The following is a 12,202-nucleotide window of genomic DNA, read 5'->3' as shown; positions in this document are numbered from 1 at the left end:
CGACAAATTGACTTGTTTTTATGTGGTTTTTATCACAAAATCAGGTCAAAATGACTTAAAACAAGACAACTATGAGTTTTTTTACAAATATTTTTAACGGTTCAGAGAACCAAAATGATTCTAAAACTAAAATCAATTGGGTTGATCTAACTGATTTGGGACAGTTAAACGAAATTATCGCTTTATCTAATGAAAAACCGGTAGCCATTTTCAAACACAGTACGCGCTGTAGTGTGAGCAGAATGGCCCTGAAACAATTTGAAAACGAGTTTGATTTACAAGATAAAGTTACAGTTTATTTTTTGGATTTAATAGCGTACCGCGATGTTTCTAACGAAATAGCGAGTCGTTTTGGGGTGCAACATCAATCTCCTCAGTTGATCTTAATTAAGGACGGAAAAGCGTTTTATAATGCTTCTCATAGCGATATTGATGCTGTGGATTTGAAAGATAAAGTATAAGAATTAGAGAGGATATACTTTAAATAAAAAAAATCCATAAATAGACTTTATGGATTTTTTTTATTTAATGTTTCTAGTAAGCTAAATTCATTTTTTCCTTTATTTCTTTCAAACACAAATTATTGATACTTCCTTCGTGAGTGTGTTTAGTCTCTTTTGGAGACTCATAAGTACCGTTTTCTAATTGTTTGGCTACAGCTTTATAAGCGTCTCTAAATGGCATTCCTGCAACCACCATTTCGTTTAAGGTATCTACGGTAAATAAATAATTGTATTTTTTATCAGCTAGGATGTTGTCTTTTACTTTGATGTCCTTGATAGAGAAAATAGCGATATCCAGACAGGCTTTTAAGTTTTGAATAGCCGGAAAAAGACCTTCTTTCAAGAGTTGTAAGTCCCTGTGATAACCACTTGGAAGGTTATTGGTGATCAAAGTGATTTCATACGGCAAGGCTTGAATTTTGTTGCATTTTCCTCGAATCAGTTCAAAAACATCCGGGTTTTTCTTGTGAGGCATGATACTGGATCCAGTTGTAAGATGCGCAGGCAAGCTGATGAAATCAAAGTTCTGACTCATGTACAAACACACATCCATAGAGAATTTAGATAGGGTAGCGGCCACACTGCTCATAGCAAATGCGACTGTTTTCTCGGATTTTCCACGGCTCATCTGTGCGGCAACGGCATTGTATTTTAAAGTCTCGAAACCGAGTTCTTTAGTAGTGAAAGTTCTGTTGATAGGGAAAGAACTTCCGTATCCGGCGGCTGATCCCAATGGATTCTGATCCACGATTTTCAAAGCGGCATTCAGCATTGTTATATCGTCAATTAAAGTTTCTGCATAAGCAGAAAACCACATTCCGAAAGAAGAAGGCATTGCAATTTGCAAATGGGTGTAACCTGGCAACAGTACATTTTGATGTTTTTCTGCCGATTCCATCAACAAGTCAAATAGCGTTTTTACTTGTTCTTTAAGGTCTTTTACAACGTCTTTTAGATACAAATTCACATCAACCAGAACTTGGTCATTACGCGAACGTGCGGTATGGATTTTTTTACCAGCATCACCTAATTTAGCCGTAAGTAAATATTCAATTTTGGAATGTACGTCTTCAAAACTGTCTTCGATTTCGAAATTTCCTTTCTCAACATCAGCAATGATGTCTTCCAAAGCCAAAACAAGCGATAGGGTTTCCGAGTCGGTTAGAAGTCCAATTTGTCCCAGCATTTTGGCATGAGCAATGGAACCCAAGGCATCGTATTTTGCCAATACCAAGTCCAATTCTCTGTCATTTCCAACAGTGAATTGTTCTATTTGCTTGTCTGTTGGTATTCCTTTTTCCCAAAGTTTCATAGTGTTGTTTTTTGTTTCGCAGGGACAGTTTGCTAATTGTCCGTACTGGTGCATATATTATTTCAAAAAGTCAGTCAATATTTTGATATACAACTGAATTCCTTCTTCGATTTCGTTTAAATAAATAAATTCGTCTGCCGAGTGTGATCGCAAAGTTTCTCCAGGACCTAATTTTAAAGACTGGCAACTCAAAACGGATTGATCCGAAAGAGTAGGAGAGCCATAGGTTGTTCTGCCCAACGCGATTCCAGCTTGTACCAAGCCATGTGTTACAGGAATTGACGATGCATTTAAATGCATGGAACGTGGTGTTACCTCGGCATTCACATGTTCTTTTACCGTTTGTAAAATCTCTGGATTAGAATAACAATCATTCACTCGAATGTCAATAACCAAATCACATTCAGACGGCACTACATTGTGTTGCTTTCCGGCCTTGATTTGGGTTACGGTCATTTTTACGGGACCTAAAACATCCGAAATTTTATCGAATTGATAGTTTTTAAACCATTCCATCACAGGGATTGCGTTGTATATTGAATTGTCATCATTTTGATGTGCGGCATGACTTGCGGTTCCTTTTACTTTTACGTCAAGGACCAATAATCCTTTTTCGGCTACAGCCAATTGCATTAAAGTAGGTTCGCCAACAATAGCGCAATCAAGTTCTGGTAAATGTTTTAGCACGCTGTTCAAACCATTCTTACCGCTGCTTTCTTCTTCTGCTGAAGCGACGATAACAATATTGTAGGGTAAATTTTCATTGGCATAAAAATGAACAAAAGTAGCTAATAAGGAAACCAAGCAACCTCCGGCATCATTGCTTCCCAATCCATATAATTTGCCCTCTTTTACAATTGCCTTAAACGGATCGTTTGTGTAAGCCTGATTGGGTTTTACGGTATCATGATGCGAATTAAGTAAAAGCGTAGGCTTAGTCTTATCGAAATGTTTGTTAAAAGCCCAAACATTATTATTTTCTCTCCTGAATGGAATTTCGTTTTGGTTGAACCAATTTTCAATTAAAATCGCCGTTTGCTCTTCTTCAGCTGAAAAGGAAGGAGTTTCAATAAGTTCTTTTAATAACGAAATGGCTTCTTGAGTAAGGGTTTCTATGTTTTTCATTTATTCTTTTGTTTCGCCATGAAGGCGCAAATTCTATTTTTTATAGGAAACATACATTTTAAAAATGGGTCATGCAAGTGACTTAGGTTTGTTTTAGAAAGTTTCAATAAGAAAACAGTACTAATTTATCCATCGCCAAATTTCTTACAAGGCTCAAAAATAATTTATTTTTTCAAAAAATGTTGTTTCATTACAATTTTAATAGATTTACTTCTTACAATTGAATTGTTGTGCAAACTGAATTTGTATTTTGTAACATTTGATGATGGCCAATTCGTATTTTTTGAACTCCTTTTGAAAGACTGTTAAAGCAGTTGTCTAATTTAGGAATCATTCCCGAGTGGATGGCACCTTTCGTTTTTAATTCTGAATATAAAGCGGTATCCATAGTCGGGATTACCGATGAGTCATCTTCGGAGTCGTATAAAACACCCGGTTTTTCAAAACAATAATTTAAGGTTACTTCAAAAACCGCCGATAAGGCAATCGCCAATTCGCTGGCAATAGTATCCGCATTGGTGTTTAATAGTTGCCCGTTTTTATCATGGGTAATGGCGCAAAACACAGGAACAATTTCATTTGAAATCAATGTTTCTAAAAGGCTGGTGTTTATTTTTTGGACATCTCCAACAAAACCATAATCTATAGTAGGGTGGTTTCTTTTTACGGATTGGATTAAATTTCCATCTGCACCCGAAAAACCCATCGCATTTGTTTCTAGAGCTTGTAATTGAGCGACAATGTTTTTATTGATTTGACCAGCATAAATCATTACAGCAACCTCAAGCATCGGTGCATCTGTAATTCGTCTTCCATCAATCATTTGAGGAACTAATCCAATGCTTTTAGCCATTTTTGTGGCTGATTTTCCTCCGCCATGAACCAATACTTTATGGCCTTCAATTTTTGAAAAATCGTTTAAAAATTGTTTTAATTCGCTAGGATTATCAATGATGTTACCGCCTATTTTTATGATTGATAATGGTTTTTTATTTTCCATTTTTCAATATTTTTTGCAAGACTAATTGAGCTGCATAGGTTCTGTTATTCGCTTGTTCTATTACAATCGAGTTTTCGCTGTCAATTACCTCATCGCTTACAATAACATTACGTCTAACCGGTAAACAATGCATGAATTTAGCATTATTGGTTAGTTTCATTTTATCGGCTGTAACAGTCCAATTTGGGTCGGAATTTGTGATTTTTCCGTAATCGTTATAATTACTCCAGTTTTTGGCATAGATAAAATCAGCATTTTCAAAAGCCTTATTCTGATCGTATTCAATTTTCGAATTTTTTGTGATTTCAGGATTCAATTCATAACCTTCAGGATGCGTGATAACAAAATCGGCATCTTGTAACTGCATCATTTCCACAAAAGAATTGGGGACCGCCTGAGGTAATGCTTTAGGATGCGGTGCCCAGGTTAATACCACTTTTGGTCGGTGTTCCGTCTTGAATTCTTCCATGGTTATTGCATCAGCAAGAGATTGCAACGGATGTCCTGTCGCGCTTTCCATATTTACAACGGGAACGGTAGCGTATTTAATGAAGCCTGAAATTACGGTTTCGGCATTGTCTTTTTCTTTATCATTCAATCCTGCAAAAGATCGTACGGCGATGATATCGCAATATTGAGAAACGACTGCGGCGGCTTCTTTGATGTGTTCTGAAGCGCCAGAATTCATGATGGCTCCGTCTTCAAATTCTAAAGTCCAACCTTCATTGCCGAAATTCATTACAATGACGTTCATGCCCAGATTTAAACCCGCTTTTTGAGTACTCAAACGAGTTCTCAAACTCGGATTAAAAAACAACATTCCCAAGGTTTTGTTTTTACCCAGTTTTTTGTTTTTTAGCGGATTTTTTTTAATTTTCAATGCTTGTTTCACCCATTTTGAGAGCGAATCAATGTCTTTTATTGCGGTGTAGTTCATGTTTGTATGATTTTAATGAGATTATTTTAGTAAAAGGAATTTCGTTTTTTAATGCTTTCAAAATAAAATTATCTTCCAATCCATTAACAATCCAAATCTCTATATTGATGGCTTTGGCAATTGCCGAACGTCAATTATGATTTTAATTCAGCCAAAGATTCTTTTAAAGCAGTAATAAAAGTATCGATAGCTTCTTTATTGATAGTCAGTGGAGGAAGTATTCTTAATAGATTTTTGTTATTGGCACTTCCTGTAAAAATATGCTTATCGATAATCATCTTTTTTCTAAGTGCGGCAACTTCAAAATCAAATTCAACTCCCAGCATCAATCCTTTTCCTTTTACGTTTTTGATTTCCGGAATTTGCTTGATAGCTTCAAAGAAATACTCGGCAACCGTATTTACATTATCGATTAGTTTTTGATTTTCGATCACATCCAAAACGGCAATTCCTGCAGCACAGGCTAAGTGGCTTCCGCCAAAAGTGGTACCCAGTAATCCGTGGCTTGCTTGGAATTTAGGCGAAATTATTACTCCTCCAATAGGAAAGCCATTTCCCATTCCTTTAGCAGTTGTAATGACATCCGGATTGATTCCATGATGTTGAAAAGCAAAGAATTTTCCGCTTCTTCCGTAACCGGATTGTACTTCGTCTAAGATCAAAACAACATCGTGCGCTTTACATGCTTTTTCTAAGGCTTGGAAGAATTCGGTTGTACCTTCGTCCAATCCGCCAACACCTTGAATTCCTTCGATGATAACACTGCAAACATCGCCTTTTTGTAATTCGGCTTCTACAAGATCAATATTGTTTAATGGTAAAAAAGTAACTGCTTGTTGAGCGTTTAATGGAGCGACAATTTTTTTGTTATCAGTTGCTGCTACTGCAGCTGATGTTCTTCCGTGGAAAGAATTGTCAAAAGCCACAATTCTTGATTTTCCGTTATGAAAAGAAGCTAGTTTTAGTGCGTTTTCATTGGCTTCAGCTCCAGAACTGCACAAAAATAAGCTGTAATCAGTTAAACCGGAAAGTGTTCCTAATTTCTGCGCCAATTCTGTTTGCAAAGGATTCTGGATTGCGTTTGAATAAAAACTAATGTTATCCAATTGCTTTTTTAATTGAGCAACATAATCCGGCTGTGTGTGGCCTATAGAGATTACTCCGTGTCCAGAGTATAAGTCTAAATATTCAATTCCGTTATTGTCTGTAATGGTGCAATCTAGTGCTTTTACAGGGGTAATGTTGTATAATGGGTAAACGTCAAATAAGTTCATTTTTTAATTTTTTTAATCGGTTAGTTGTTGATTTGTTTAATCGATTAGCCGAATTAACGATTAATCCAATAAACAAATTTTAAAATCCACTTGGTTTCAAATGCAATCCCGTGGTTTCATCCAATCCAAACATTAAATTCATGTTTTGAATGGCTTGGCCTGAAGCACCTTTTGTTAAATTATCGATCACCGAAGTAATCAAAATTCGATTCCCTTTTTTCATTAAACTAATGATGCATTTATTAGTTTGCACCACTTGTTTCATGTTAATGTCAGTAGTGGTAATGGTTACAAATGGTTGGTCTTTGTAAAAAGCCTCGTATTTGGCAACAATGGCTTCTAGATTTTCATCACTAGTTGTGTATAAGGTTGCAAAAATTCCTCTGGCAAAATCTCCTCTGTTAGGGATAAAAAGCAATTCATTTGTATAATTAGATTGCAATTGATTGATGCTTTGGTTGATTTCGCCTAAATGTTGGTGATCAAAAGCTTTGTAATGCGACATATTGTTAGATCTCCAACTGAAATGGGTTGTTTCCGATGGAGAAACCCCAGCTCCCGTGCTTCCTGTTGTAGCATTGATATGAACATCATTGTTTAGATATCCATTTGCCGCTAGGGGTAATAAAGCCAATTGAATGGCGGTTGCAAAACAACCCGGATTTGCAATGAATTGAGCGTTTTTAATATCGGTTTTGTTTAGTTCAGGCAATCCGTAAACGAATGATTTTCCATCAAATTCCTTATCTTTTAGCAAACGGAAATCATTTCCTAAATCGATAATTTTTGTAGCATCAGAAAATTTGTTGTTTTCTAAAAATGAAATTGATTTTCCATGTCCTAAACACAAAAAAAGCACATCGACATTTGGATTTACGGTATCGGTAAAATTCATTTCAATATCGCCCAATAAATCGTGATGCGCTATCGAAAGTGGTTTTCCAGCATTAGTTGTACTGTAAACAAAATCTAATTTTGCGTTAGGGTGAAACATCAGAATTCTAATTAATTCCCCCGCAGTATATCCTGAACCTCCAATTATTCCAATATTAATCATATTTTTATTTTTTTTAGATTTCACTAAAATCTTTTAATTTTTATTCAATCACAAGAACGAAATCTGCTGATACAAATTTTATTGATTTTATATTTCCTAAGGTTGGATTAAGAGTAGTTTCAACATCATAACTAGCGGTATAAAAGGAGTTTGCTCCAATTTTTTCGTAAGGATCGTCGTTGGGTACTTTTCTGATGGGAGTTAAAATAAGTCCATCAGCGTCATATGTTATCTTATAATTTCCTTTTACAGCAACATTATTAGGATTAGTAAACTTTATTTCATAGCGAAACCTAGATGTATTATTACCAGTATCAGGAGTATATTCAAATAATAAAACTTCATAAGTAATATTTTTTAATGTCTCTTTTTCAGGTTTATCATCACTACTACATCCTAAAAAAATAAGAAATAAAGGAAGTAAAAAAAATAATTTAGTTTTCATTTGTTTTTATTTAATTTTTCAGCCACAGATTATAATGATTAGAAAGATTTAATCTGTGAAAATCTATATAATCTGTGGCTAATCTTTATTTAAATTACTCGTAAGTTTCATTGTTTACAGATGAAAATATATTTTGAGCATTACCCAAAATTTTGATAAATCCTTTCGCATCATCAGATGTCCAGGCATTGTTCATTTCTCCGTATTGACCAAAACCGGTATTCATCAAATCATTAGGAGATTCAATTCCGTCTAATGAAAAGTGGTACGGTTTCAATGAAACAGTTACGGTTCCGTTTACGGTTTTTTGAGTATCTTCTAGGAAAGTTTCGATGTTTCTCATTACAGGATCCAAGAATTGGCCTTCATGAAATAACATTCCGTACCAGTTTCCTAGTTGTTCTTTCCAATATTGTTGCCATTTGCCTAAAGTATGTTTCTCTAACAAATGGTGCGCTTTGATGATGATTATTGGAGCAGCAGCTTCAAAACCAACTCTTCCTTTGATCCCGATAATTGTATCACCTACGTGAATGTCTCTACCGATAGCGTAAGCACTGGCCAGTTTTTCTAAGGCAACAATATTGTTCGACGGTTTGTCAGCTACGCCATTTACGGCAACTAATTCACCTTTTTTGAATTCAAGAGTTACTTTCTCTTCACCTTCTTTTTGCAATTGCGAAGGGTAAGCTTCACTAGGCAAAGGCTTTCCGGAAGTTAAGGTTTCTTTTCCTCCAACACTTGTTCCCCAAAGTCCTTTATTGATAGAATATTGTGCTTTTTCCCAAGAATAGTGTACTCCGTTTTTTGATAAATAATCAACTTCTTCTTGTCTTGATAATTTCAAGTCTCTGATAGGAGTGATGATTTCTATTTCGGGAGCGATGGTTTGGAAAATTAAATCAAAACGAATTTGGTCATTTCCTGCACCTGTACTTCCATGAGCGATGGCGCTAGCACCAACAGATTTGGCGTATTTTATGGCTTCAATTGCCTGAAAAACACGTTCAGCACTCACTGATAATGGATAGGTATTGTTCTTTAAAACATTGCCATAAATCAAATATTTTATTGCTTTGTCATAATATTTGTCAACGATAGTTAGATTGGCATGTTGTGCGCTTCCTAATTCGTAGGCTCTTTCTTCTATTGCTTTTAATTCTTCATCATCAAATCCTCCTGTATTGATTAATACGGTGTGAACTTCATATCCTTTTTCGTTTTTTAAATATTTAAGGCAATATGAGGTATCTAAACCTCCACTATAAGCTAATACAACTTTTTTCATTTTTGGATCTATTATGGGCTATTGGCTATTCGTTTTATGTAGACTAGCTTTTAGCAGATTATATTTATTGTTTTATGTTTTACTTCTTATTATTTTTCTAAGAAAAGTGCTTGTTTTATCTTTTTTAGTCGGTTCCAAATCCGGACATTAAAAGGATGTTTTGGTGGTGTTTTAGCTTTTTCTTTTGGATCATAAAGCATTCCGGTACACAAACACATTTTGTTTTCTTTGCTTTTCAGAATTTCATAATTAGTACAGGTTTGGCATCCCTTCCAAAAACTAGGATCGGTAGTTAGTTCAGAAAACGGAACGGGTTTGTAGCCTAGTTCTGAATTTATTTTCATTACCGCCAATCCGGTTGTGATTCCGAATACTTTAGCATTTGGATATTTTTTCAGTGAGTAATCAAATACTTTTGATTTGATTTGTTTGGCTAAACCTAAATTTCTATAATCGGGGTGTACAATTAGTCCTGAGTGGGCAACATAGTTATGGTCTTGCCAACTTTCGATATAACAAAAACCGGCAAAATTTCCGTTTTCCAATGCTATAATGGCATCCTTGTTTTCCATCTTTTTTTGGATGTATTCCGGAGTTCTTTTAGCAATTCCGGTTCCTCTTAATAAGGCAGATGATTCTATAGTGTCACAAATAATTTGTGCATACTTAAAATGTTCTTCCTGAGCTATAACAATAGAGATATTCATTTCAAGAACTGAATTTTGAGTTAAAAAGTAAGTTATATAATTTTGTATTTGGAAAGCTAAAGTTACTCCAATTAAACGAAATAAACGCATTGTAAGTTGTTGGTGTACAGTTCGATGTGTTTGAAAAAGAATAATAAGAAATAATGCTTTTAGGATAAGTTAATCCAATGGATAACAGTTGAAATTTCAAAATAAGAAAAATGAAAAATGAATAAAATAGAGCGAATCACAATTTGGGTACTATACAAATAGTATCCGTACTTCGGGTGAAGTACTTGCTGTGTTTGTCCGTGAGATAGAAGTTATATGTAAACTTGTATTATTCATTGGTGCAAAAGTACACATATTTTTGAAACACAATACAGTTTTTTATGTTTGTAACAAAAAATTAATATTTTGTTGTGTTTTATAACGAAAAGCTCCTTGAAATATACTTTCAAGGAGCTTTATTTATAGGTAGTTAGGTACTGTTTAGTTCCTAAAAGGGTTTCTATTTATAATGTCTTTTACCTTCGCTTTCAAGTTTTCACCGGTGTCATAAACCATTTGTTCATTGCTAGGAAACGGAACTACTTTTTTATCAAAATAGGAAAAATAATTATCGTCTGAAGCGCGTTTGTCGCCTTTATAAGTGGCATAAATATTCTCAAATATGTATTCACTACTTATTGGGAACGATTGCAATAGTTGGTTGTTTTTGAAATTTATATAATCCACTTTTGCAGTAATTTGGGAAGATTTAAATTGTCTGGATTCATAAATTTGAACCGTTGCTTTTCTAAGATTGTCTACCATAACGACCTTACCGTCTTTGTCTAAGACTTCTTTGCCGTTTGCATCCAAAAGTTTTTTGGAACCGTCTTTTATTTGACGTTCTTTTATGAATTCTCTTTCTTTTATTTGCTCAGGCGAAATGTTTATTTCTCTAAAATTAATCATCATTGTGTAATCATAATTAACTCCCTTTTGCTTGTTGCTATGGTAAACGGTCCATTTATCGTTTAATCCATAAGTGCTAAAGTCCAGTAAATCATTCCTTAAACGAACAGGAATGATCATATTAGTTTCATTTTTGGTATTAACCATAACATAATCAGAACCTTTGAACTTTGCATCATCCATCAATTTTAAGACATCTTTGTAATTAGGATTTATCTGATTTAAATAGCCTAAATCATCGTAAGCCTTACGGAAATTCATTTTATCAGAAGTCAATAGCAGCTTTTTTGCATTGGAGTACAAATAAGCAGATAAAGCATTTTTACTGTCAATAATTTCGTCGTTGTAATTATCAAAAGGAAAAATAGCATTCCTGCCTTCGGCAATTAATTGCAAAGGAAGCAATGGTTTTATTTTTTCTTGACGCGCATTTAATTGTAAATAGGCATTGTACATTTTTTCCAATTGCGCAGGATTAGAGTCTTTAGCTAACAAATTTATATGATTCAAATCTCGTTCTTTAACTTTGGCAAATGCCTCTTCGAGAAGATATACATAGTCTTGTTTGCCTTTTTTATCTTTGTTTGTGCGAAGGTTTGATACGGCATTATCAATAGCTTCATCGTAATTTCCTGACGAAAGCATGTTGCGCGTTTGTTTTACGCCACAAGAGGCTGTAAGAATTATGAAGGAGAGCAGAAGTAAAGTTTTTTTCATAAAATTAATTTTGAACAAATATATTTTTTTTAAGTTGGAAACTCAAAATCGATGCCACAAAAAACATCAAGCATATTATTTTAAATCAAATCACAATACCAAAATCCGTAATCAAACGCATCAGAAGTATTCGTGTCACAAGCTGTATCCGAGGATTCTTCCTTTTCTGGTTTTTCATATTTGCGGTACACGATTTCACCAATTTCAAAAGTAATTGGTTTCGTGAATATCGGGCCGTCAAAAGTAAAGGTGTGAAATTCTCCGTTTTCGCCACAAACGTCAACATTTTCAGGTAAATCATTGATAAAATCCTGGTCAATCACACGACCAACGAAACTTTTGTCCAGGAAACGCTCATTTACACAAACAACAATGGTTTTGAAACCCAAATTTATAAACTCCTGAATCAAATCTTTTGTCGGGATTTTCCAAAGCGGGAAAACGCCTTCAAATCCTATGGATTCCAATTTGTCCTCACGATATTTACGCAAATCTTCTAAGAAAATATCTCCAAAAACAGAATGAGTGACACCTTGTTCTTTGTGTTTTGTGAGTGTTTGTTGCATCACTTGTTCATAGACTTCCATCGTGGGCATTTCGGGAATTTCCATTATTTCAATCGGTAATCCGATACTTTCGGCTTGCTGTTGCAATAATTCTACTCGAATGCCATGCATTGAAACGCGCTGGAATTGTTGGTTTACACTCGTTAGTAAACAGCTAATTTCAAAATCAGGATTTTGTAAAATTTTATATAAGGCCAGAGCCGAATCTTTTCCGCTACTCCAGTTAAATAAGGCTTTCTTTTTCAATGGTATTTTCCTAATGATTTTTGGAGGTAAACTTACAAAAATCATTCAATTAGTTGATCAAATTGTTCTAACTTTGAAAATCAGTG

The 12,202-nt window shown here is 34.6% G+C and carries 12 protein-coding genes; 1 reads left to right on the top strand and 11 read right to left on the bottom strand.

All coding sequences use genetic code 11. The features are described from left to right. The first annotated feature begins 71 nt into the window (after positions 1 to 71). Entirely contained in the window at positions 72 to 461 is a 390-nt protein-coding gene (gene ytxJ, locus ACMDB5_RS11740) for a bacillithiol system redox-active protein YtxJ (RefSeq protein WP_413998447.1), read from the top strand. Positions 462 to 534: 73 nt separating this feature from the next. On the opposite strand, the gene argH is transcribed toward ytxJ, so the two are convergent. From argH to ACMDB5_RS11685, 11 genes are all read right to left on the bottom strand, one after another. Then, positions 535 to 1,815 carry an argininosuccinate lyase gene (gene argH / locus ACMDB5_RS11735; protein WP_413998446.1) on the bottom strand — a complete coding sequence of 427 codons (1,281 nt, stop codon included), beginning with the start codon at positions 1,813 to 1,815 and terminating at the stop codon, positions 535 to 537. Positions 1,816 to 1,872: 57 nt separating this feature from the next. Beyond that, positions 1,873 to 2,940, bottom strand: a complete 1,068-nt coding sequence (locus tag ACMDB5_RS11730; protein WP_413998445.1) for a M20 family metallo-hydrolase — start codon at positions 2,938 to 2,940, stop codon at positions 1,873 to 1,875. A gap of 214 nt (positions 2,941 to 3,154) precedes the next feature. Beyond that, positions 3,155 to 3,940 carry an acetylglutamate kinase gene (argB, locus tag ACMDB5_RS11725; protein WP_413998444.1) on the bottom strand — a complete coding sequence of 262 codons (786 nt, stop codon included), beginning with the start codon at positions 3,938 to 3,940 and terminating at the stop codon, positions 3,155 to 3,157. Next, the gene (locus tag ACMDB5_RS11720; protein WP_413998443.1) at positions 3,930 to 4,877 is read right to left on the bottom strand and encodes an N-acetylornithine carbamoyltransferase; all 948 of its coding nucleotides are present in this window, start codon (positions 4,875 to 4,877) and stop codon (positions 3,930 to 3,932) included. The genes argB and ACMDB5_RS11720 overlap by 11 nt, the downstream gene beginning before the upstream one ends. A 134-nt stretch (positions 4,878 to 5,011) precedes the next feature. Further along, entirely contained in the window at positions 5,012 to 6,151 is a 1,140-nt protein-coding gene (locus ACMDB5_RS11715; RefSeq protein WP_413998442.1) for an aspartate aminotransferase family protein, read from the bottom strand. Between the two features lie 79 nt (positions 6,152 to 6,230). Further along, positions 6,231 to 7,208: an N-acetyl-gamma-glutamyl-phosphate reductase gene (argC, locus tag ACMDB5_RS11710; RefSeq protein ID WP_413998441.1), complete on the bottom strand. Its 978-nt coding sequence runs from the start codon at positions 7,206 to 7,208 to the stop codon at positions 6,231 to 6,233. Positions 7,209 to 7,248: 40 nt separating this feature from the next. Beyond that, positions 7,249 to 7,653 carry a hypothetical protein gene (locus ACMDB5_RS11705; protein ID WP_413998440.1) on the bottom strand — a complete coding sequence of 135 codons (405 nt, stop codon included), beginning with the start codon at positions 7,651 to 7,653 and terminating at the stop codon, positions 7,249 to 7,251. Positions 7,654 to 7,747: 94 nt separating this feature from the next. Beyond that, positions 7,748 to 8,941: an argininosuccinate synthase gene (locus ACMDB5_RS11700; protein WP_413998439.1), complete on the bottom strand. Its 1,194-nt coding sequence runs from the start codon at positions 8,939 to 8,941 to the stop codon at positions 7,748 to 7,750. Positions 8,942 to 9,030: 89 nt separating this feature from the next. Next, positions 9,031 to 9,648, bottom strand: coding sequence for a GNAT family N-acetyltransferase (locus ACMDB5_RS11695; protein ID WP_413998438.1), 618 nt, complete (start codon positions 9,646 to 9,648; stop codon positions 9,031 to 9,033). Positions 9,649 to 10,119: 471 nt separating this feature from the next. After that, on the bottom strand, positions 10,120 to 11,304 hold the full coding sequence (locus ACMDB5_RS11690; RefSeq protein ID WP_413998437.1) for a hypothetical protein: 1,185 nt from the start codon (positions 11,302 to 11,304) through the stop codon (positions 10,120 to 10,122). Between the two features lie 80 nt (positions 11,305 to 11,384). After that, positions 11,385 to 12,116 carry a diphthine--ammonia ligase gene (locus tag ACMDB5_RS11685; RefSeq protein ID WP_414000384.1) on the bottom strand — a complete coding sequence of 244 codons (732 nt, stop codon included), beginning with the start codon at positions 12,114 to 12,116 and terminating at the stop codon, positions 11,385 to 11,387. Positions 12,117 to 12,202 lie beyond the last annotated feature (86 nt).

Origin of the sequence: Flavobacterium sp. W1B (genome assembly GCF_047344965.1) — a bacterium.
Lineage (GTDB): Bacteria > Bacteroidota > Bacteroidia > Flavobacteriales > Flavobacteriaceae > Flavobacterium.
The sequence above is the reverse complement of the archived record's forward strand: the minus strand, read 5'-3'. Positions and strand labels throughout refer to the sequence as shown.

What these genes read in the sequence shown, in the direction of transcription:
- ytxJ (WP_413998447.1), top strand. Translation starts at nt 72, where the DNA reads ATGAGTTTTTTTACAAATATTTTTAACGGTTCAGAGAACCAAAATGAT.
- argH (WP_413998446.1), bottom strand. Translation starts at nt 1,815, where the DNA reads ATGAAACTTTGGGAAAAAGGAATACCAACAGACAAGCAAATAGAACAA.
- ACMDB5_RS11730 (WP_413998445.1), bottom strand. Translation starts at nt 2,940, where the DNA reads ATGAAAAACATAGAAACCCTTACTCAAGAAGCCATTTCGTTATTAAAA.
- argB (WP_413998444.1), bottom strand. Translation starts at nt 3,940, where the DNA reads ATGGAAAATAAAAAACCATTATCAATCATAAAAATAGGCGGTAACATC.
- ACMDB5_RS11720 (WP_413998443.1), bottom strand. Translation starts at nt 4,877, where the DNA reads ATGAACTACACCGCAATAAAAGACATTGATTCGCTCTCAAAATGGGTG.
- ACMDB5_RS11715 (WP_413998442.1), bottom strand. Translation starts at nt 6,151, where the DNA reads ATGAACTTATTTGACGTTTACCCATTATACAACATTACCCCTGTAAAA.
- argC (WP_413998441.1), bottom strand. Translation starts at nt 7,208, where the DNA reads ATGATTAATATTGGAATAATTGGAGGTTCAGGATATACTGCGGGGGAA.
- ACMDB5_RS11705 (WP_413998440.1), bottom strand. Translation starts at nt 7,653, where the DNA reads ATGAAAACTAAATTATTTTTTTTACTTCCTTTATTTCTTATTTTTTTA.
- ACMDB5_RS11700 (WP_413998439.1), bottom strand. Translation starts at nt 8,941, where the DNA reads ATGAAAAAAGTTGTATTAGCTTATAGTGGAGGTTTAGATACCTCATAT.
- ACMDB5_RS11695 (WP_413998438.1), bottom strand. Translation starts at nt 9,648, where the DNA reads ATGAATATCTCTATTGTTATAGCTCAGGAAGAACATTTTAAGTATGCA.
- ACMDB5_RS11690 (WP_413998437.1), bottom strand. Translation starts at nt 11,304, where the DNA reads ATGAAAAAAACTTTACTTCTGCTCTCCTTCATAATTCTTACAGCCTCT.